General features: G+C 71.0%; 22 protein-coding genes. 11 read left to right on the top strand and 11 right to left on the bottom strand.

The window, feature by feature from the left end:
• The first annotated feature begins 64 nt into the window (after positions 1-64).
• Positions 65-2,035, top strand: coding sequence for a collagenase (locus AB5J55_RS03490; RefSeq protein ID WP_369269222.1), 1,971 nt, complete (start codon positions 65-67; stop codon positions 2,033-2,035).
• A 55-nt stretch (positions 2,036-2,090) separates the two neighbouring features.
• On the opposite strand, the gene AB5J55_RS03485 is transcribed toward AB5J55_RS03490, so the two are convergent.
• The gene (locus AB5J55_RS03485) at positions 2,091-2,294 is read right to left on the bottom strand and encodes a hypothetical protein (RefSeq protein WP_369269221.1); all 204 of its coding nucleotides are present in this window, start codon (positions 2,292-2,294) and stop codon (positions 2,091-2,093) included.
• Between the two features lie 65 nt (positions 2,295-2,359).
• Here AB5J55_RS03485 and AB5J55_RS03480 point away from each other — a divergent pair, with 65 nt between their 5' ends.
• Positions 2,360-2,935: a hypothetical protein gene (locus AB5J55_RS03480; RefSeq protein ID WP_369269220.1), complete on the top strand. Its 576-nt coding sequence runs from the start codon at positions 2,360-2,362 to the stop codon at positions 2,933-2,935.
• Positions 2,935-3,114 (top strand): helix-turn-helix domain-containing protein, encoded by a 180-nt coding sequence (locus AB5J55_RS03475; RefSeq protein ID WP_369269219.1) that lies wholly within the window; start codon positions 2,935-2,937, stop codon positions 3,112-3,114. Before AB5J55_RS03480 ends, AB5J55_RS03475 begins: the two co-directional genes overlap by 1 nt.
• An 11-nt stretch (positions 3,115-3,125) precedes the next feature.
• Here the strand turns inward: AB5J55_RS03475 and AB5J55_RS03470 are convergent, their stop codons facing one another.
• Positions 3,126-4,085: a LysR family transcriptional regulator gene (locus AB5J55_RS03470; protein ID WP_369269218.1), complete on the bottom strand. Its 960-nt coding sequence runs from the start codon at positions 4,083-4,085 to the stop codon at positions 3,126-3,128.
• An 81-nt stretch (positions 4,086-4,166) separates the two neighbouring features.
• On the opposite strand from AB5J55_RS03470, the gene AB5J55_RS03465 reads away from it, so the two are divergent.
• Positions 4,167-4,862 (top strand): type 1 glutamine amidotransferase domain-containing protein, encoded by a 696-nt coding sequence (locus AB5J55_RS03465; protein ID WP_369269217.1) that lies wholly within the window; start codon positions 4,167-4,169, stop codon positions 4,860-4,862.
• 117 nt (positions 4,863-4,979) lie between these two features.
• Here AB5J55_RS03465 and AB5J55_RS03460 read toward each other — a convergent pair whose 3' ends face one another.
• Positions 4,980-5,231 carry a hypothetical protein gene (locus AB5J55_RS03460; RefSeq protein WP_369269216.1) on the bottom strand — a complete coding sequence of 84 codons (252 nt, stop codon included), beginning with the start codon at positions 5,229-5,231 and terminating at the stop codon, positions 4,980-4,982.
• A gap of 165 nt (positions 5,232-5,396) precedes the next feature.
• On the opposite strand from AB5J55_RS03460, the gene AB5J55_RS03455 reads away from it, so the two are divergent.
• Complete coding sequence (locus AB5J55_RS03455; protein WP_369269215.1) at positions 5,397-6,902, top strand: cytosine permease; 1,506 nt, start codon at positions 5,397-5,399, stop codon at positions 6,900-6,902.
• Positions 6,899-7,447, top strand: coding sequence for a cysteine hydrolase family protein (locus AB5J55_RS03450; protein ID WP_369269214.1), 549 nt, complete (start codon positions 6,899-6,901; stop codon positions 7,445-7,447). The genes AB5J55_RS03455 and AB5J55_RS03450 overlap by 4 nt, the downstream gene beginning before the upstream one ends.
• Before the next feature lie 31 nt (positions 7,448-7,478).
• Here AB5J55_RS03450 and AB5J55_RS03445 read toward each other — a convergent pair whose 3' ends face one another.
• The gene (locus AB5J55_RS03445) at positions 7,479-8,483 is read right to left on the bottom strand and encodes a peptidoglycan-binding protein (protein ID WP_369269213.1); all 1,005 of its coding nucleotides are present in this window, start codon (positions 8,481-8,483) and stop codon (positions 7,479-7,481) included.
• Between the two features lie 128 nt (positions 8,484-8,611).
• On the bottom strand, positions 8,612-9,958 hold the full coding sequence (locus AB5J55_RS03440; RefSeq protein WP_369269212.1) for a phosphoribosyltransferase family protein: 1,347 nt from the start codon (positions 9,956-9,958) through the stop codon (positions 8,612-8,614).
• A 224-nt stretch (positions 9,959-10,182) separates the two neighbouring features.
• On the opposite strand from AB5J55_RS03440, the gene AB5J55_RS03435 reads away from it, so the two are divergent.
• The 4 genes from AB5J55_RS03435 (at position 10,183) to AB5J55_RS03420 (ending at position 12,840) form a co-directional block, all read left to right on the top strand.
• The gene (locus AB5J55_RS03435) at positions 10,183-10,935 is read left to right on the top strand and encodes a Type 1 glutamine amidotransferase-like domain-containing protein (RefSeq protein ID WP_369269211.1); all 753 of its coding nucleotides are present in this window, start codon (positions 10,183-10,185) and stop codon (positions 10,933-10,935) included.
• Positions 10,932-11,186 (top strand): hypothetical protein, encoded by a 255-nt coding sequence (locus AB5J55_RS03430; RefSeq protein ID WP_369269210.1) that lies wholly within the window; start codon positions 10,932-10,934, stop codon positions 11,184-11,186. Before AB5J55_RS03435 ends, AB5J55_RS03430 begins: the two co-directional genes overlap by 4 nt.
• Positions 11,187-11,349: 163 nt before the next feature.
• Positions 11,350-11,751 (top strand): SseB family protein, encoded by a 402-nt coding sequence (locus AB5J55_RS03425; protein WP_369269209.1) that lies wholly within the window; start codon positions 11,350-11,352, stop codon positions 11,749-11,751.
• 237 nt (positions 11,752-11,988) lie between these two features.
• Entirely contained in the window at positions 11,989-12,840 is an 852-nt protein-coding gene (locus tag AB5J55_RS03420; protein WP_369269208.1) for an MBL fold metallo-hydrolase, read from the top strand.
• A 46-nt stretch (positions 12,841-12,886) separates the two neighbouring features.
• On the opposite strand, the gene AB5J55_RS03415 is transcribed toward AB5J55_RS03420, so the two are convergent.
• The 6 genes from AB5J55_RS03415 to AB5J55_RS03390 form a co-directional block, all read right to left on the bottom strand.
• Complete coding sequence (locus tag AB5J55_RS03415) at positions 12,887-13,276, bottom strand: MarR family winged helix-turn-helix transcriptional regulator (protein ID WP_369269207.1); 390 nt, start codon at positions 13,274-13,276, stop codon at positions 12,887-12,889.
• Positions 13,277-13,365: 89 nt separating this feature from the next.
• Positions 13,366-13,716: a VOC family protein gene (locus AB5J55_RS03410; protein WP_369269206.1), complete on the bottom strand. Its 351-nt coding sequence runs from the start codon at positions 13,714-13,716 to the stop codon at positions 13,366-13,368.
• Between the two features lie 162 nt (positions 13,717-13,878).
• Positions 13,879-14,910, bottom strand: a complete 1,032-nt coding sequence (locus tag AB5J55_RS03405; protein WP_369269205.1) for a LacI family DNA-binding transcriptional regulator — start codon at positions 14,908-14,910, stop codon at positions 13,879-13,881.
• Entirely contained in the window at positions 14,907-15,815 is a 909-nt protein-coding gene (locus AB5J55_RS03400) for a carbohydrate ABC transporter permease (protein ID WP_369269204.1), read from the bottom strand. The genes AB5J55_RS03405 and AB5J55_RS03400 overlap by 4 nt, the downstream gene beginning before the upstream one ends.
• Positions 15,812-16,735, bottom strand: coding sequence for a carbohydrate ABC transporter permease (locus AB5J55_RS03395; RefSeq protein WP_369269203.1), 924 nt, complete (start codon positions 16,733-16,735; stop codon positions 15,812-15,814). The genes AB5J55_RS03400 and AB5J55_RS03395 overlap by 4 nt, the downstream gene beginning before the upstream one ends.
• On the bottom strand, positions 16,732-18,063 hold the full coding sequence (locus AB5J55_RS03390) for an ABC transporter substrate-binding protein (protein WP_369269202.1): 1,332 nt from the start codon (positions 18,061-18,063) through the stop codon (positions 16,732-16,734). The genes AB5J55_RS03395 and AB5J55_RS03390 overlap by 4 nt, the downstream gene beginning before the upstream one ends.
• Positions 18,064-18,247: 184 nt before the next feature.
• Here AB5J55_RS03390 and AB5J55_RS03385 point away from each other — a divergent pair, with 184 nt between their 5' ends.
• Complete coding sequence (locus AB5J55_RS03385; RefSeq protein ID WP_369269201.1) at positions 18,248-20,269, top strand: beta-galactosidase; 2,022 nt, start codon at positions 18,248-18,250, stop codon at positions 20,267-20,269.
• Positions 20,270-20,311: the final 42 nt, after the last annotated feature.

Genomic DNA, 20,311 nt, shown 5'->3' with positions numbered 1-20,311 from the left:
TGAGACAGTGCCACACACGCCTCAGCACCCGTATCGAGGCGCATCCATCCGTGGAGGAATCCAGATGCGCTACCGCTTCGTGCTGCCCAGACACATGGCCGCCGCGCTCGTCGCCTGCGTCACCCTGGCCGGCCTGCTGTCGACGCCCGCGCTCGCGACACCCGCGGCCGAGACCGCCCCGCTCCCCACCCGGTCGGGGAAGTCGACGCCACCCCCGCCCCCGACCGGATCGACCCCCGACGCCACCACCCACCCCGCCGTACGCGACCGGCAGCGCACCCCCGCCCACCTGCCGCCCCTGACGCCGACGCCCAAGCCGGACAGCCCCGGCGCGCAGGTCGCTCCGAAGGCGGCCCCGTGCGGTCCCGCCGACTTCGGAAGCAGAACGGGATCCGCGCTGGTGGCCTTCCTCAAGGCCTCGACCACGGACTGCGTCAACAGCCTCTTCGCGGTCACCGGCACGGACGCCCGCGCCGTCTTCCGTGAGTCTCAAATGGTCACCGTCGCAGAGGCGTTCACGCGCACGGCACAGACCTATCGCGGTGACAATTCCACCCGCATCTGGCAGCTCGTGCTTTTCCTGCGCGCCGGTTACTACGTGCAGTTCAACAACCCCGACGACGTCGGCCCCTACGGCACACGACTGGCCCGGAACACCGTCCGCGGCCTGGACACCTTCTTCGCCCGCACACCGTCGAGGGACGTCACGGCGGCGAACGGCGACGTGCTGAGCGAGGTCCTGATCCTCACCGACAGCGCCGACCAGCAGGCCCGCTATCTGAAGGTCTACCGGCGGGTGCTGAACGGATACGACAGCTCCCATGACGCCATCCCCAGCATGCTCGCGGCCGTCAACGCGGTCTACACCCCGCTGTGGCGCGGCAATTGGAACGCGGACTACGTCAACGCCGTGGCCGCCGACCCGTACATCGTGCGGACCCTCCACAGGTTCGCGCTCGACCACCTCGACCTGCTGCCCACCGACCGGGCGTATCTGACGTCCAACGCCGGGATGAACCTGGCCCGTTACGTCGAGCACCCGTCGTTGCGAGCCATGGTGCGGCCGCTGACCAGGCAGTTGCTGAGCGCGTCACGGATCACCGGCCCCACGGCCGGGCTGTGGGTCGCGGTGGCGACGCAGGCCGAGTACTACGACGGAGCCAACTGCTCCTACTACGCCGTCTGCGACCTCACCGGCCAGCTGACCAGGGCCGCCCTGCCGATCACGCACCCCTGCGACGCGACCCACACGATCCGGGCCCAGGCACTCACCCCGGCCGACCTCGACGCGGCGTGCGCCAGCGTGCTCGGCCAGGACGCGTACGTGCACGACCTCGTCAAGGATGACGGCCCCATACCCGGCCAGTACCTGTCCACCATCGACCTCGTCGTCTTCGCCGGCCCCGCCGACTACCGCACCTACGCCGGAGCGATCTTCGGGATCAGCACGGACAACGGCGGCATGACCCTGATCGGAGACCCGGAGGACCCCGCCAACCGGCCGTTCGCGGTCATGTACCAGAAGGAGCAGGACGACGGTCACGCCGCCCGTATCTGGAACCTCAACCACGAGTACACGCACTACCTCGACGCCCGCCACAACATGAAGGGCGACTTCGCCCAGCAGATCTCGGTGCCGGACGTCTGGTGGATCGAGGGAGTGGCCGAGTACGTCTCCTACGGATACCGCGGCATCACCTACGGCCGGGCGATCGCGGAGGCGGGCAGGCACACGTACCGGCTGAGCACGCTGTTCCAGAACACGTACACCAACAGCGACGTGACCCGCACCTACCCGTGGGGCTACCTCGCCGTCCGCTACATGTTCGAGCGCCACCCGGCCGACGTCCACCGCATGCTCGCCCGCTTCCGCGTCGGTGACTACGCGGGCGGATACGCCGTCTACGCCTCCGACATCGGCACCCGCTACGACGCCGACTTCGACCAGTGGCTGACGGAGTGCGCGGCCGGGGCCTGTGCAGCCGGCGCGGCCGTCGGCGGAGGCCGGCCTGCGGAATCCGCACGCGGCCTCTGAGCCCCGGCCCGTGGCCCGAGCAGAGTGATCCGCGCGGGCCACGGGATCGCGGGCGTCAGCAGGTGGGGCGCTGGGCCTGGGCCGGGTCGAGGGCGTTGAGGACGAGGCGGGTGGCCAGGTCGTTGTAGCTGATGCTGACGTGGTCGGTGAGGTCGGCGGGGCACAGGTCCTGGAGCTTGATGCCGGTGACGTTCGGGGCGGCGTCGAGATAGGCCGAGGCGTACGGGGTGACGACCTCGTCGTACCGGGTGGTGATCACCGTGTAGCTGATGCGCGGGTCGGTCTCGCCGGGCCGCGTTGAGGTCCCGGAGGAAGTCCGAGCCGATGAGCTGCTGGCTGCACGCCTTGCAGTTCACTCCGAGGAGTTCGTCGCCGCCGGGGATCGCCAGGGCGAGCAGGCCGAGGCCCGAACGCGCACCGCTGGGACCGCTGGCCGAGCGTGCCCGCTGGGCGCTGCCGGGTGCGGTCGCCTGTGTGGTGGTGCGGTCGGCGGGGCGCTTCGCCGTGCCCGGCGCGGACGGTGAAGTGCTCTCCGTGAACCGGGGGAGTGACATCGTCCTGATCGTGCCCGAGCCGGAGACGGGCGGGCTGATCGAACGGGTGCGGGCCGCCGCGCGGGGGCGTGTCACCGTCGTGGGCCCGGCGGTTCCCGTGCACGAGGCGTGGCTGTCCCTGCAGTGCGCCCGCCTCGCCCTCGACCGCCGTGCGGAGCGGCCGACGGCGCCTGGCGCGGAACCGGGCGACGGTGCCTTCCTGCACGTCGACGACGAGTTGGCGGAGCTGCACCTGCTCCGCAGCGCCCCATCGGGCAGTTGCTCGGCCGGCGGGTGCTGGGCGTGTTCACCGATCTGCCCCGGGGAAGGGCCTCGCGGCTCGCCGAGGCCCTGGACGCGCTGCTGATGTCCTGGGGACGTACGGCTCCGGAGGTGGCCCAGGCGCTGGGCATCCATCCGCAGACGGCCCGCAAACGGTTGCGCCAGCTGGAGGAGCTGTTCGGTGACCGGCTCGCGGACCCGCGCTTCCGGTTCGAGGCCCTGCTGGCGCTGCGCACCCATGCGCTGCGGGCCAACGCCGGTTGAAATCAGGGTAGTTACCAGTCGCGCGCGCTTCCCAGCAGGTGGTCGCGAACCAGCGTGACATGCGGGCTGCCGGACGAGCCCGGGCGTTCGGCGAGGAAGCCGGTGTTGATCGGCGGATCGTCCGGGTCGTGCAGCAGGACCAACGCGCCCGACGCCAACTCGGCGGCGCACAGGTAACGGGGGAGCACGCTGAACCCGGCACCACCCGTCACGGCGGCCCTGACCCCGTTCAGGTCGGGCATCGTGACCGCCGGGTGACGCACCAGACGCTTGCCGAACACATGACGCCAGTAGCGCCGCACGATCGGTACGTCCTCGGCGTAGGCGACGAGCGGCACGCCGTGCAGCGCGGCGGGCCCGGCTGTCGCGATCCGCGTCGGCCCGCCGATGCGCTCCGCCCAGGAGGGGGCCGTGACCAGCACGAACTCCTCGTCCATCAGCGGCACCGAGGCCAGGGCGCGACCACGCGGCCGGTACGTCGAGAGGACCAGGTCGTGGCGGCCGGCCCGCAGCTCCTCCAGGAGCGGCTCGGTCAGGCCGGGGGTGACGCGCAGCCGTACGCCCTTGTCGACCAGCGGTGCGAGGGCCGGCATGACGCGGTGGGTCAGCAGCTCGGCCGGACCGGCGAGATGCACCGGCTCCGCCGGCTGGACTTCGGCCGAGCCGCCCGGCCCGGTCACGGTGGCGAGGGCGTCCAGCGGCTCGACGATCCGGGAGGCGAGCTCGTCCGCGTGGGGGGCGGGGGCGACGCCGCGCGCGAGACGCCGGAACAGCTCCCTGTCGAGCTGCCGCTCCAGCGTGCGGATCTGTGTGGTGACCGTCGGCTGCGACAGCCCCAGCACCCGGGCGGCGGCGGTGAAGGAGCCGGTGCGGTACACGGCCAGGAACGTGCGCAACAGGTTGAGGTCCACCGGCACTGCACCGCTGAGCTGGGCGCTCTCCTCCATCTCATCGGAATTCCTATGTCTCATATGTGTAAGTCTATTGGATTCCAATGGCACGAGATGCGTACCGTCGGGGCATCGACTCACCGTCTCTCGAAAGAGCCCCCCATGTCGAAGATCCTTTTCGTGCTGACCGGCGCCGACCACTGGACGCTGGCCGACGGCACCAAGCACCCCACCGGCTTCTGGGCCGAGGAGGCCGTCGCCCCGTACGAGGCGTTCACGGCCGCCGGGCACGAGGTCGTCGTGGCCACGCCCGGCGGAGTCGTCCCGCCGGTCGACAAGGGCAGCCTCGCGCCCGAGTTCAACGACGGTCAGGAGAACGCCGACCGGGTCGCCGCCGTACTCGCCTCGATGGCGGAGCTGCGGCAGCCGGTCCGGCTGGAGGACGTGAACCTCGACGACTACGCCGCCGTGTTCTACCCCGGCGGCCACGGCCCGATGGAGGACCTCTCCGTCAACGCCGAGTCCGGCAGGCTGCTGACCCTCGCACTCGAGAGCGGCAAGCCGCTGGGTGTCGTCTGCCACGCCCCGGCCGCACTGCTCGCCGCCACCAAGGCCGACGGCACCAACACCTTCGCCGGTTACCGGGTGGCCGCGTTCACCAACGCCGAGGAGACCCAGGCCGGCTTCGCCGACAAGGCCAAGTGGCTGCTGCAGGACCGGCTCACCGAGGCCGGCGTGCAGGTCCAGGTGGGCGAGCCGTGGGCTCCGCACGTGGTGGTCGACCGCAACCTGGTCACCGGCCAGAACCCGTCCTCCGCCGCCCCGCTCGCCGTCGAACTGCTCAAGAAGCTGGGCTGAATCAGTCCGCCGCCCCGCCCGCGCACCCAGGTGCTGCGGCGGGCCCGAGTGGCGGCAACGGCCGAGGACGCCTCGTGCGCGACGCGCATACGAGACGTCCTCGTCGGCTACGTCCGTCTACTGCAGGAACGAGCCCTCGGCGCCCTCGGCGTCACCGAAGCCCGCCCCCTGCTCGGTGGCCTGGCTGCCTTCACTGCCGAAGGCGCCGTCGCCCTGGTCGTTGAACGCGGGCTCCTGCCAGCCCTGGTTCTCCTGGCTTCCGACGCCGAAGCTGCTCTGGTCGTCGACGTCGGCGTGGGCGGCGGCAGCGCCGCCGAAGACGGCCAGAGCTCCGAGGGCGGTGGCAGCAAGTGCGGTGCGAATACGCATGCGTACTCCTGTTGTAGTGGGTGCTGTTGTCACATGAACATCACCCTCGGAACCCCCGGGGTACACCAAGAGCCACTCGGATGAGTGACTGTCGCATGGCAACCAGCGCGACGGACACCGGCAGACGGTGTTCCGCGGCGGGAAAAGCGGTGCGACGATGCCGGAATGATCACATCCCCGGACCCACTCGACGGCCGGCCCGCGAGCCGAAAGCTCCAGTTGGAGACCCACGGCCTCGACGTGATCGCCGACGCCGAGCGCAAAGGCACGCCACGCACTCTGTTCTGGCCCTGGTTCGGGGCCAACGTGTCCATCCTGGGCCTGAGTTACGGCGCGTTCGCCCTCGGCTTCGGAATCTCCTTCTGGCAGGCGCTGGTCGCCGGAGTCGTCGGCATCGTCTTCTCGTTCCTGCTGTGCGGGTTCGTCGCAGTGGCCGGAAAACGCGGATCCGCGCCGACGATGGTCCTCGGTCGTGCCGCGTACGGGGTGCGCGGCAATCGGCTGCCGTCGGTGATTTCCTGGGTCCTCACCGTCGGCTGGGAGACCGTGCTCTGCGCCCTCGCCACCATGGCCACCGCCACCGTCTTCGGAAGGCTCGGCTGGGGCGGCGGCACCGAGACCAAGGTGGTCGCACTCGTCCTGGTCGCCGCGTTGACCGTGGTCGTGGGGGTCATGGGCTTCGACCTGATCATGCGGCTGCAGACCGTGATCACCGCGGTCACCGGCGTGCTCACCGTCGTCTACGTCGTCCTCGTCGCCGATGACATCCACTGGTCCGTCGTCAGCGCCGTACCCACGGGCTCCGCCCAGGAGTTCATCGGCGCACTCGTCTTCATGATGACCGGCTTCGGCCTCGGCTGGGTCAACGCGGCCGCCGACTACTCCCGCTACCTTCCGCGCAGCGCGTCGAGCCGGGGCGTGATCGGCTGGACCGCCTTCGGCGGCTCGCTGGCGCCGCTGCTCCTGCTGGTCTTCGGTCTCCTCCTGGCCGGGTCGTCCAGCAAGCTCGGCGATGCCGTCGCCGCGGACCCGATCGGCGCGCTGACGACGATCCTGCCCACCTGGTTCCTGGTTCCGTTCGCGGTCGTCGCGGTCCTCGGCCTGGTCGGCGGCGCGGTCCTCGACATCTACTCCTCCGGCCTGGCCCTGCTGTCGGCGGGCCTGCGCGTGCCGCGCTACGTGGCCGCGCTCGTCGACGGCGTCCTGATGATCGTGGGCTCGATCTACATCGTGTTCTTCGCCGACGACTTCCTCGGCCCCTTCACGGGGTTCCTCACCACACTCGGCGTCCCCATCGCCGCCTGGTGCGGCATCATGCTCGCCGACCTGACCCTGCGCCGCCGCGACTACGACGAACCCGACCTCTACCGCCCGAGCGGGCGCTACGGCGACGTACCGCTCACCCCGCTTCTCCTGACCCTCACCGCCACCGCCCTCGGCTGGGGCCTGGTCACCAACTCGGCGGCGAACTGGCTGGACTGGCAGGGCTATCTGCTGACCCCACTGGGCCTCGGCGGCCGATCCGGCTCCTGGGCCTACGCCAACCTCGGCGTCCTCGTGGCCCTCGCCCTCGGCTTCCTCGGCACCCTGGTGCTGCGTCGCGGACGCGTCCGTGCGCAGGAGGCGCAGGCACCGAGTCCCACGCCGGACGAGGGGGCGGCGACCGCATGACCACGGGGCTGCTCACCGTCATCGACATGCAGCGCGTCTTCGCCGATCCCGGCAGCCCCTGGGCCACCCCGCGATTCGCCGAAGCGGCAGCGGGCGTACGGCGGCTTCTGCCGGCGTTCGGGGACCGGGTCACGTTCACCCGATTCGTGGCACCCGAGAGCCCGAAGGGCGCCTGGCGGGCGTACTACGAGCAGTGGCTCTTCGCGCTGCAACCGCCGGACGCTCAACTCTGGCAGCTCACGGACGAGTTCGCGCCCGGCGCGCGGCATGTGCTCGACGCCAGCACCTTCGGCAAATGGACCCCTGAACTCGCCCGACGCGCAACGTCGGAGGGCCGCCTCGTCCTGGCCGGCGTTAGCACCGACTGCTGCGTCCTGTCGACCGCCCTGGCCGCCGCCGACGAGGGCGTCGAGGTGCTGGTCGTCGCCGACGCCTGCGCGGGCGCGGACGACGACTCACACGCCAAGGCGTTGCACCTTCTGGACCTGTACCGGCCGTTGATCCGGGTGACGACGGTCGCCGAACTGCTGCAGGAGACGACCTGAGTCACCCGCAACACCCGGCCGCCTCGGGGCGTCACGGCTCCGAGCTCTCGGATTCCAGTGCGGCACGGGTCGCCTGGCCGTAGACGCCGGACTCGTCGCTGAGGATGACGCGGGTGAGCTGGTAGGTGCGGACCGAGCCTTCCACCCCGCGGTCGTAGTCGCCGTCGATGTCTCCCGCGTAGAGGCCGATCTGGCGCAGGCGCAGTTGGAGTTCCGTGACTTGGGGTCCCTGGTCGCCGAGCCGGAGGACCGGAGGCTCACCCTCCGCGGCCGTGGGTTCGGGGGCGGCGGCGCTGGGGCCGACGCCGCCGCTGGAGGGGGCAGCGGCGGGGGTGGCGGAGGAGTTGGTTCGGGTTGCCGCGCTGTCGGTCGGGGGCGTACTGGGCGAGGGCGTCGGGCTCGAAGCCGGCGACGCGGTGGCCGTGGCGGCGGACTGGCCCTCGGCGGATGTGCCGTCCTCGGTGGAGCTGTCCGGGACGGGGGCCCGTACGTCGTCGGACGCGGCCCTGCCCCGGGAGGGGCTGTCGTAGAGGTGGAGCCCGCCCAGGACGGCACCGGTCACCAGGACGACCATGGCGGCGCCCGCTCCGGCGATCAGAAGGGGGCGGCGCTTGCGTGGGGGGCCTTGCGGGGCTTCCGCTTCGGGGGCGGGGGTCTCGCCGAGTGCTGTGTCTGGGGAGGCGGGGACGGGGGCGGGGACAGGGGACGTGGGGCTGTCGTCCGCGTCCCCGGCGAGCTCAGCGGTCCCGGCGCCCCCAGCGTCCCCTTGCCTCGCCAGGTCCCTTGATGTCTCCAAGCCCGTTGAGCGTGGCGGTACTTCGTCCGCCGTCGCCAGGTCCGCCGCCCCGGCATCGTCACCCAGCTCCACGAACGGTCGTATCCGCAGCGGAGCGAAGTCCTCCGCTGCGGCCGCCTCAGCCGTGCGCGCGTCGCGGCGGGCGTCGGAGGCGAGGCGGGTGCAGGAGCAGGCCGGAGTTCCGTCCGATGCCCGGGGTGTGCCGCACTCCGGGCAGACGGGGCCGTTGGGTTCGCTCACGGGGGTCCCTCTCGGTGCAGGATCCTGGGTCCGGGCATATGTCCTGCACATAATCTCCATCACCCTGGGTGTGGGTGGAACCGGGGCCTCCGGACCGACCGGATCAAGTCGCGCGGGGACCGTCGTCGCTACCGCGACCGGCGCGGCGACGTCCCAGCGGTGGGCCGGTCGAGGTGGGCGGTGAACCAGTCGCGGGCCAGTTCGGCGACGGTGGTGAGAGTGCCGTGTTCCTCGAAGAGGTGGGTTGCGCCCGGGACGACGGCGATCCGGTGCTCGCAGTGCATCCGGTCGGCGGCCAGGCGGTTGAGGCTGAGGACCTGGGTGTCGCGGCTGCCGACGATGAGCAGGGTCGGCGCCCGCAGGCGGGTCAGCGCCGCCGGGGTGGCCAGGTCGGGGCGGCCGCCGCGGGAGACGACGGAGCGGATGCCGGAGCCGGACAGCGCGGCGGCCTCCAGTGCCGCGGCGGCTCCGGTACTGGCCCCGAAGTAGGCGACGGGCAGGCCGGTTTCACTGCGCAGCCACAGGGACGCGGCGTGCAGGCGGCGGGCGAGCAGGAAGATGTCGAAGACGTTGTGCCGGTCGTGGGCCTCGTCGTCGCTGAGCAGGTCGAGCAGCAGTGTGGCCAGTCCGGCGCGGTTGAGGGCGGAGGCGACGTAGCGGTTGCGCGGGCTGTGCCGGCCGCTGCCGCTGCCGTGCGCGAACGCCACGGCCGCGGGGGCCTCGTCCGGCACGACCAGGTGGGCGCCCAGCCGGGCCCCCGCGGCGGGGATCAGCACCTCCCGGTTCGACCGTGACGAGGGTTCCCCCTCGGGGGACTGCCCGGCGGGGGAGCGGGGCATGGCGCGGGCGGCCTCGGCGAGCAGGTACGCTACCTCGGCGTCCGAGGTCTGGGTGAAGTTCCGGTACCAGGCGCCCACCGAGCCGAGGGCCCGCAGCGGCTGCGGACACACCACCTCGTCGGCGACCCGCCGCAGTCGGGCGACGCTGCGAGTGGGCCCGACGGGGACGGCGAGCACGACCCGGGCCGCGCCCTGACCCCGTACGACCCGACAGGCCGCCTCGGCCGTGGCGCCGGTGGCGAGCCCGTCGTCCACCACGACCGCGACACGCCCCGCGACCGGCAGCGCGGCCCGGCCCTGCCGGTACTGACTCACACGCCGCTCCAGCTCGGCCCGCTCCGCTCGCTCCACGGCGTTCTGCTCGGCCAGGTCCAGCCCGGCCTCGCTGATCACATCCTGGTTGAGGACGCGGACACCGTGCTCGCCGATCGCGCCGAACCCCCACTCCGGCTGCTGGGGCACGCCCAGCTTGCGCACCACCAGCACATCCAGCGGGGCGCCGAGATGCCGGGCCACTTCGGCCGCCACGGGCATCCCGCCGCGCGGCAGCCCCAGCACCACCACGTCCTGGCCGCGCCACTCCTCCAGCGCCTCGGCCAGCAGCTGCCCGGCCGCCCTGCGATCGTCGTACCGCATACGCCGCCTCCCGCGCCCACGAGGGCGGGAGCCTGTCCTTACCTCTTCAGGCTACGACTGTTCGCCCGCCGTGGACCTCGGCCCGCCGACCGGGTGCGGACGGCCCACGCACGAGGGCCTACGCACAGTCGCCTCCTGCGCCGGCAGTGCCAATCTCGATTGCGCGCGCCGCCCGGACCACGGCATCGTTCCCGAACACTTCCCGGCCCCGAGGAGGCCCACCGGTGCCCGACGCTCCGCCCCGCCGCCTGGCCCTCCTCGGAGGCGGTTTCTCCACCGAGGACGACGGCCTGCTCGATGACTGGCTCCTCGGACACGCGCGCACCCCCCGGCCGAAGGTCTGCTTCCTGCCCACCGCGAGCGGGGACGCCCCGGCGTACGCGGAGAGGTTCCTGACCGCGTTCCGTACGCGCCCCTCCTGCGCTCCCTCGGTCCTGCCACTGTTCCAACGGACGCTCGACGACGAGGCCCTGCGTGCGTACCTGCTAGCGCAGGACGTGGTCTACGTCGGCGGCGGAAACACCGCGAACCTGCTCGCCGTATGGCGCGTACACGGAGTGGACCGGCTTCTGCGTGAGGCCTACGACCGCGGCACCCTGCTGTGCGGCATCAGCGCGGGCGCCAACTGCTGGGCCGAGGCCTCCCACACCGACTCCTTCGGCCCGCTGACCTGCCTGCCGGACGGCTTGGGGCTGCTGCCGGGCTCGGTCTGCCCGCACTACGACAGCGAACCGGGACGCCGGTCCTCCTATCGGTCGGCGGTGGGCGGCGGAGCCCTACCCGCCGGGTGGGCTCTGGACGACGGGACTGGGGCTCTCTTCACCGACGGCAGCATGACGGAGGCGGTGACGTGTGCGCCGGGTGCGCATGTGTACCGGGTGGAGGCGGACGACGGAGATGGGGGCGTCGTCCAGGAGCGGGCTCTGCCCTGTCGTCGTCTGTCCGGTACTCCGGATGCGGGAGGCTTGCTGCCATGACCGAATCCAGAGCCTCGGCCTCCGCCGAGGAGATCCACGCCTACCTCGTCGAGCAGCTGAACCCCGCGCTTCGGCGGCCCGGGATGTTCGGGGGCGAGACGGCCCTGTGGATGTTGGTGGATCATCTGCTGTTCATGGAGGGGCAGCCCACGGCCTGGGCCGAGGAGAAGGAGCGTCTCGCGGAGCGTGGGTGCTGGGACGCGCTCGGCGTTCGACGACAGCCGTCCGACCACATTCCGTTGATCCCCTGATTCCTCCGCCGGGTGCTGCCCTGAGAAGGACCCTCGGACAGCATTCCCATCCCCTGGACGGCGATAGGAATGCTCCGGTCCGGATCGGGTACGCGAGCAGGGCCGCACCAGGTCGATCACGTCCCGGGCGGCCCGCACTACCGCCGCTACCAGGGGATCTGTCATGGAGACACCAGCGAACGACAACACCGCCACACCGGCCCGGCGTGCGCTGGACGCGCTGGCCGGGAACAGCGAGGACAGGACGGCGATGGACACGCTCGCGAGCAGCGACGTCCTCGTCCCCGTCCCCGACGACGCCAATGAGCAGGACGCCATCGACCCCGGCGCAGTGGCGCTTCCGGTCATCGAGCGGTCGGACGGCGAGCCGGTCGTCCCCGTCTTCACCTCCGAGCCCGCGATGGCCGAGCTGCTGCCCTTCGTCTCCCGCTACCGCCTGGTTCCGCTGGGCGCACTCGCCTCGCAGTGGCCGTCCGAGGACCTGGCCCTGACCATAGACGCCGGCTCCTCACACCCGCTGACGCTGACGTCGGAGGGCGTGCGGACCCTGCTGGCGCGGCCCTAGCCCGACGATCGGCCGTACAGCGCCGACGGCGAGGTGAAGACGTGAAGGGGACGAGTGGCACCCCAGCCGCTCGTCCCCTTCACGCTGTGTCACCCCAGCCGCCACTGACGGCACCCAGGACAGCCCCGGACGGCCGGTGAAGGTCGGCCGGAACTGCTCCCCGCCGCGGGGTGCTTCGGCCGTACGGAGAGGGAAGATCCCACCGGGAGGGCCGACGCGAATGGGTGGGGGGTCGTCTTGAGGTTCGTCCTGCTCGGTACCGCCGCCGGAGGCGGGTTTCCACGCTGGAACTGTGCCTGCGCGCGATGCGCCGCGGCCCGCGACGGCAAGCTGCCCGCCCGCAGCCCCGAATGCGCGGCCGTCACCGGCAACTCCCGCGACTGGTGGCTGCTGAACACCTCGCCCGACATCCGCGCCCAGCTCACCGCGGCCTCCGCCCTGTGGCCCAGCCCGCGGCACACTCCCGTACGGGGAGTGCTGCTGACCGACGCCGAGGCGAATCACGTGGCGGGCCTTGCCGTGCTGCGTGATGTGCCCGGGCTGAAGACATACGCCGCCCCACCCGTCCTCGCCGCCCTGGCCCCGGCGCGGGCGGCGCTCGACCGTCACGACCCGTGGGAGTGGGCGGACAGCCTGACGGAGGGCGGGTTCGTGCTGGCCGGCGGCCTGGTCGTCACGGCCCACCCCGTCGTCGGTGAGCCGCCGGCGTACGTACCGGCCCGGTCGTCCGACGACCGCTGGGTGACGGCGTACCGCATCGAGGACCTGGCGACCGGCGGTGTCCTCGTGTACGCGCCCCGCCTGCGCACCTGGAGCCCGATGCTGGACGACCTGATCGAGACGGCGGACTGCGTCGTCATGGACGGCACGCACTTCGCGCCGGACGAGACGCCGCAGGCCGGCCGCCGACTGTCCGTCTCGGGACCGGCCGGCAGCCTCGCCGCCCTGGCCCGGCACCCGCACGCCCGCCGGATCTACACCCACCTGACCGACACGAATCCCCTGCTCGACCCCGCCTCCGCGGCTCGTGCACAGGTGTCCGAGGCGGGCGTGGAAGTGCTTGCGGACGGGACCGAGTTCGTGATCTGACGGCCCGATGCCCGAGCCCCGTCATTCGTCGTCCGACGTCCAGCCCTCAGCCGGTCAGCATCCGCGCCAGCGCATCCCGCTGCAGCGGGAGCACCTCGGCGTGCAGATCACGCCCCTTGCGGGTGAGGGTGACGTAGACGCCGCGCCGGTCCTCGGCGCAGACGGATCGCTCCACCAGGCCGTCCTTCTCCAGCCGCCCTATGAGCCGGGACAACGCGCTCTGGCTGAGATGCACCCGGCCGACCAGGTTCTGCACCCGGCACGGCTCGCCCTCCTTGGGGGTCGCCGCCGCGAGGATGTCGAGCACCTCGAAGTCGCTCGCGCCCAGGCCGTGCGGGTGCAGCACGCGGTCGATCTCGCACATCGTGCGCGCGTGCACGGAGAGGATGTCCCGCCACCGTTCCTCGAGCCCGGTGTCGGCCGTCTTCACTGCCATACCTGGCACGGTAGCACCGATCCGGCCATTTGTTGCCTGTGCAACTAGTGCGCGCGCAATGGAATCGTGGGCGAGCTTCGGGGCGGGTCTCAGCCGGTCGGGTCCTGAAGCAGCCCGACGAGATTGCCGTCCGCGTCCTTCACGGAGGCGATCAGCCGGCCGCCACCGACGTCGTGGACGTCCTGCAGCGCCTCGGCACCCGCCTCCAACAGGGCGGCGAGGGTCGTCCTGATGTCGTCGACGTGCCAGTAGGGGACCGGACCGGTCATGCCCTTCGCGTGTCCGCTGGGGTCGAGGCCGACGTCCTGTCCGGCGTCCTTGAAGCCGACGTAGTAGGGCTCGTCCGCATACGGTTCCGTGCCCAGCAGGGCCTTGAACAGGGTCTTCGCCAGGTCCAGGTCCTTGACGGGGTAGATGATCGTGTTGACTCCGGCGGTCATGACGCCCTCCTGAGGTGAAGTGTGCTCGACGGTTTTCGTCGGTGGTTTCACGCTAGGGCGGGGGAGTCCGGGGCCGCTTCTTCATTCCTGACCGGTCGCAGACCGAGGGCGCGCCGACGGCCGCGTGGCCGTGCAGCGCGCCCCCGCAGGCCGCTCACGCGACTACGTCGACTCCCGCTTCACCAACTCCGTCGGCAGGATCACCGCCGCCGGGTCCTCGCCGCCGATCTGCGCGAGCAGCAGCCGCACCATCTCGGCGCTGATGCGGTCGTAGGGCTGGCGGATCGTCGTGAGGGCGGGGGTTGCCTCCGTCGCCGCGGCGGAGTCGTCGAAGCCGCCCACGGCCACGTCCTCGGGCACCCGGCGACCGGCCCGGTGCAGCGCGGCCAGGGCGCCCTGGGCCATCAGGTCGGACGCCACGAACAAGGCGTCCATGTCAGGGGCCTGCGCCAGCAGTCGCTCGGTGCCCGCCTCGCCGCTGGCACGGCTGTAGTCGCCGGAGACGATGAGCCGCTCGTCGATCCCGACGCCCGCCTCAGTGAGTACCTCCTTGTAGCCGGCGAGCCGATCGACACCGCCCGGCGTGTCCAGCGGACCGCTCACCACGCCGATCCGGCGGCGCCCCACGGACAGCAGATGGCGCACCATGTCACGGGCGCCGTCCCGGTCGTCCGCCGCAACGTAACTCACCTTGGAGCCGGGCCCCATGGGCTTGCCGCACTGCACGAGCGGCACGCCCGCCTCGCGCAGTTCCTCGGCGACCCGGTCACCGGAGTGGCTGGACACCAGCAGCACCCCGTCCACGTGCCCCGCCGTGATGTACCGCGTGATGCGCCGCCGTTCGTCCTTCGTGCCGGCCAGCATCAGCAGCAACGGGATGTCGTGCGCGGCCAGCGCCTGCGTGCAACCGCTCAGCAGGACGTTGAAGTTGGGGTCCTCGAAGAACCTCTCCTGCGGCTCGGTCAGCAGGAAGCCGATCGAGTCCGAACGCCCCGTGATCAGCGAGCGGGCATGCCGGTTGACGACGTAACCCGTCTTGCGGATCGCCGCGTTGACCGCCTCCTGCGCGGTCGGGCTGACGTAGTGCCCGCCGTTGAGCACCCGCGAGACCGTGCCCCGTGAGACTCCGGCCTCGCGCGCCACGTCGTGGATCGTCGGCGGCTTGCGTCGGCCCCCCGTGTTGCTCATGGTCATGACTTTACGGCCCCGGAGAGCAGATCCAGGCTCCAGAACCGCTGGATGACCAGGAAGAGCGCGACCAGCGGGAGCACCGCGAGGAACGCGCCGGTGATCACCAGCGTGTACAGCGCCGGGGTGTTGGCGCCCTGTTCGAGGAGTGTGTACAGACCGAGCGTGATCGGGAACTTCTCGTCGTCGCTGAGCATGATGTACGGGAGCAGGAAGTTGTTCCAGATCGCCACGAACTGGAACAGGAACACCGTGACCATGCCGGGCACCATCATCGGCAGCGCGACCCGCGTGAAGATCCGCCACTCGCTCGCGCCGTCCATCCGCCCGGCCTCGACCACGTCGGCGGGGACGGCGGCGGCCGCGTAGATCCGCGAGAGGTAGACGCCGTACGGCGAGAGGATCTGCGGCAGCAGCACGGACAGGTACGAGTCCGTGAGGTCGGCCTTCGCCAGCAGCAGGTACTGCGGGATGGCGAGGATGACCGGCGGCATCAGCACGCCCGCCAGCAGCACGTTGAAGATCGTCTCGCGGCCCGGGAAGCGGTAGATGGCGAGCGCGTAGCCGCTGAACGCCGAGACGACCGTCGACAGCAGGGCGCCGAGACCGGCGTACAGGGCGGAGTTGCCCATCCACTGCCAGTACACGCCGTCGCGGTAGGCGCTCAGGTCCGAGAAGTTGTCGGCGAAGCCCGTGCCCGGCAGGAAGGTGAAGGTGGAGAACAGTTCGCTGCCGGACTTCGTCGCCGCGATCACCACCCAGGCGACCGGCAGCAGGCAGTACACCGCGCCGAGCAGCAGCGTGACCGTCGGGATCAGTGCGATGCGGCGGCGCAGCGGCGGGCGGTTCCGGACGGTGCCGGGGGTGGTGTCGGCGGCCCGCCCGGTCTTGTGCACAGCAAGAGAACTCATCGTGCCGCCTCCTGCTTGTTACGACGGTTCGCGGCCCGCAGGAAGCCGAAGGACAGCAGCAGCGTGGCCAGGGCGATGATCGTGGCCTGGGCGGCCGCCGCGTGGATGTCGCCCTTGCCGAAGGCGTCCTGGTACACCTTCATCAGCGGACTCCACGTCGTGGACACGGAGTTGGTGAGCGGCTTGAGGGTGGTCGGCTCGTTGAACACCTGGAGCGTGGCGATGATCGAGAAGAAGAAGGTCAGCACCAGCGAGGGCGCCACCATCGGGATCTTGATCCGCAGTGCGATCTGCAGCGGCGTGGCACCGTCCAGCTTGGCCGCCTCGTACACCTCGGCCGGGATGGCCTGCAGCGACGTGTAGATGACGATCATGTTGAAGCCGGTGCCGCCCCAGACCGCGATGTTCGACAGGGCGAGGTACAGCGGACCGCCGTCGAGCAGGTCCGGCTGCGGCATGCCCAGCCTGTCGAGCACGAAGTAGAACGGGCTGACGTCCGGCAGGTACAGAAAGCCCCACAGCAGTGCGGCCACCACGCCCGGAATGGCGTACGGCAGGAAGATCGCGAGTCGGGTGAACGGCGCCAGCCGCACCTTCTCGGAGTCCAGCATCAGCGCGAACAGCAGGGCGAGGCCCAGCATCACCGGCACCACGATGCAGCCGTAGCCGAGCACGCGCAGCGCGCCGTTGAGCAACTCGCTGTCGGTGAGTGCGTCGGTGTAGTTCTCCAGGCCGGCCCAGACCTCCTTGCGGGCGCCGGAACCGAGCCCGAGCCCGGAGACCCGCACCTTGCGGAAGCTGAGCCAGATCGCGTAGCCGATGGGCAGGGCGAAGAAGAGCAGGAAGAGGACCGTGGCGGGGACGAGGAAGGCGTACGGGGCCCCCTTCACCCCGTACGCCCTCCGGCTTGTGCTGGTCACTCGGAGACCTCGAAGCCCTGCTTCTCGAGGTCGGCGACCGTGTCGTCCTGCATGGTCCTCAGGGCGGCGCCGAAGTCCGACTTGTTCTTGGCGGCGGAGCCGAAGGCGTCCTTGAAGGTCGTGTATGCGACGTTCACGTTCGGGCCCCAAGCGGACGGCGCCGTGCTCTCGGCGATCTCGGCGGCCTTCGTGTAGAAGTCGGCCTGGTTGGAGAAGTAGTCCGGCGGCGTGGTGAAGGCGCCGCTGAGCTGGGCCGAGGTGGAGGCCGGGTAGATGCCGCTCTCCTTGGCCAGCGCGTTGAGGGCGTCGCCGTCGGTGTTCAGCCAGGCGGCGAACTTCGCGGCGGCCGCCTTGTGCTTGGAGTCAGTGGTGACGGCGGTGGAGGAACCGCCCCAGCTGCCGGTGATGTTGTCCGAGTCGGACCACTGGGGGAGCGGGGCCATGGCCCACTTGCCCTTGGTGTCGGGCGCGGCCGTGGTCAGGGTGCCCGGGGCCCACACGGCGCTGACCCAGGCGATCTGCTTACCGGTGTTGAGCGCCTTGTTCCAGGCCGGCGTGTACATCGGCTGGTTGTCGATGGCGCCCTCCTTGACGAGGTCGCCCCAGAACTTGGCGACCTTCTGGGAGGCGGCGTCGTCGATGCCGACCTTCCACTTCTCGCCGGAGGTCGTCCACCACTTGGCGCCGGCCTGCTGGGCCAGCCCCGCGAAGAGACCGGAGTCATTGGCGGAGAAGGTGGTCAGGTCCTTGTCCGGCGCCTTCTTCTTCAGCGCGCGGGCGGTCTCGGCGAACTCGTCCCAGGTGGCCGGGACCTTCAGGCCGTACTGCTTGAAGAGGTCCTCGCGGTAGTAGAACATCATCGGCCCGATGTCCTGCGGGACCGCGTAGACCGCGTCCGTGCCCAGCGTCGTCTGCTGCCAGACACCCTCGGCGAACTTGCCCTTCGCGTCGCCGACCTCGCTCGCTATGTCCGCGACCGCGTCATTGCTGACCAGCGTCGGCAGCGCCTGGTACTCGGCCTGGACCAGGTCGGGCGCCTTGCCCGCCTTGTGGGCGGTGAGGATCTTGGTGACCAGCGTGTCGCCGGACGCCTGCTTCTTCACCGTGACCGTGATCCGGTCCTTCTGGCCCTGGCCCTTGTTCCACAGGTCGACGACCTTGTCCATGCCGGGCGTCCAGGTCCAGTACGTCAGCGACACGGGACCGGACTCGGCCTCGCTGTCGCTCCCGGACGAGCCGCACGCGGCGAGGGCGGTGGCGCCGAGTGCGATGGCGACGGAGGTGGCGGCGCTTGTGACGAAGAGCCGCCGGCGCTTCGCAATGGGCATGGATCTCTCCCCTGACCTGGGGTCTCCGCCTGCTGCGAAGACCTGCCATGCTTCTGTGAGCGTTCACAGTAGAGAAACATCCCGGACACTTGTCAATGGTTGTTGCTGTGCGGTTATGTTGGGCTCGCACTGCCGACGATGTGTGTGCACGTTCCCAACTGATCGATAAATCGGGAGGCATTCCATGCCGGAGACCAGCCCCAGGGGGCTCACGAGGCTCGCCTTCGGTGGGGACTACAACCCCGAGCAGTGGCCGGAGGGCGTCTGGCAGGAGGACGTCCGGCTCATGCGGGAGGCCGGCGTCACGATGGTGAGCGTCGGGATCTTCTCCTGGGCACTGCTGGAGCCGTCACCGGGGGCGTACGACTTCGGCTGGCTGGACCGCCTGTTCGACCTGCTGCACGAGAACGGCATCCGCGTCGACCTGGGCACACCCACCGTCTGCCCGCCGGTGTGGTTCTACCGCGCCCACCCCGAGGCCCTGCCCATGACGCGGGAGGGCGTGCGCCACGAGTTCGGGTCGCGCGCCGCCATCTGTCACAGCAACGCCGACTACCGCGCGGCCGCCGCGAGCATCACCACCCGGCTCGCCGAGCGCTACGGCGACCACCCGGCGCTGGCGATGTGGCACGTGCACAACGAGTACGGCGTCCCCGTCTCGGCCTGTTACTGCGACTCCTGCGCGGCACACTTCAGACGCTGGCTGGAGTCGACGTACGCCACGGTCGAGGCGGTCAACGAGGCCTGGGGCACGGCCTTCTGGGGGCAGCGGTACTCGGACCTCGAGGAGATCAACCCGCCGCGCCTGACGCCGACGGCCGTCAACCCGGCCCAGGCGCTTGACTACAAGCGGTTCGCCGACGCCACCATGCGCGAGAACTTCCGTATGGAACGGGACATCCTGCACCGCCTCGCGCCGGGCGTCCCGGTCACGACCAACTTCATGACGGCCCTCAGCCAGTGCGACTCCGTCGACTACTGGGCCTGGGGGCGCGAGGTCGACATCGTCACCAACGACCACTACCTGATCACCGACGGCCGCCGCACCCACGTCAACCTCGCCATGGCCGCCGACCTCACCCGCTCGGTCGCCGGGGGAGCCCCCTGGATCCTGCTGGAGCACTCCACCTCGGGCGTCAACTGGCAGCCCCGCAACCCCGCCAAGGCCCCCGGCCAGATGGCCCGCAACTCCCTCGCCCACGTGGCGCGCGGCTCCGAGGGCGCCATGTTCTTCCAGTGGCGGCAGTCCCGGCGCGGCGCCGAGAAGTTCCACTCGGGGATGGTCCCGCACGGCGGCACCGACACACGTGTGTGGCGTGAGGTCGTCGAACTCGGCGCCGCTCTCGACTCGTTGGACGCCGTGCGCGGCACCCGCACGCAGGCCGACGTGGCGATGCTGTGGGACTGGCACTCCTGGTGGGCGCAGAGCCTCGACTGGCACCCCAGCGAGGAGCACGACGCCCGCGAGCGCGCCGACGCCTTCTACGAGGCGCTCTACGACCGGCACCTCACGGTCGACTTCGCCCACCCCGAAGCCGACTTGTCGAGGTATCCCCTTGTCGTCGTACCGGCCTCGTACCTGATGACCGAGGCGGCCGGGAGCAACCTCACGGAGTACGTCGAGAACGGCGGCACCCTCGTCGTGTCGTACTTCTCCGGCATCGTCGACGAGCACGATGCCGTGCACGAGGGCGCCTACCCCGGGCCGCTTCGGGACGTCCTCGGCCTGACCGTCGAGGAGTTCTCGCCGCTGCTCCAGGACCAGCTGGTGCGCATCAGCGGCCCGGACGGCTCCGAGCTGCGCGGCGACGTGTGGAGCGAGTTCGTCGTCCCGCGCGGCGCCGAGACCGTCTGGACGTACGCCGACGGCCTGACCGCCGGACACCCCGCCGTCACCCGGCACCGCCTCGGCGCGGGCACCGCCTGGTACGTCTCCACGCGCCTGGGCGCCGAGGGTCTCGACGCGCTGCTGGGCCGGGCGACCGAGGACGCGCAGGTCGCCCCGCGTGCCGACCTGCCCCGCGATGTCGAGGTCGTACGCCGTACCGGCGAGTCGGGAAGCTACCTGTTCGCGATCAACCACACCGTGTCGGACGCCAAGGTGCCGCTGGAGGTGCCCGGCACCGAGCTGCTGACCGGCGAACGCGCCGCGGGCCGCCTCGAGGTCCCCGCGGGAGCCGTACGGGTCGTACGACTCGACGGCTGAGCCGACTCCCCTCCGCCCGTGCGTGCCACGAGCCGCGGGCGG

Source organism: Streptomyces sp. R11 (assembly GCF_041051905.1).
In the GTDB taxonomy this organism is placed as follows: Bacteria; Actinomycetota; Actinomycetes; order Streptomycetales; family Streptomycetaceae; genus Streptomyces.
This window is presented reverse-complemented; position numbering and strand designations above follow the sequence as displayed.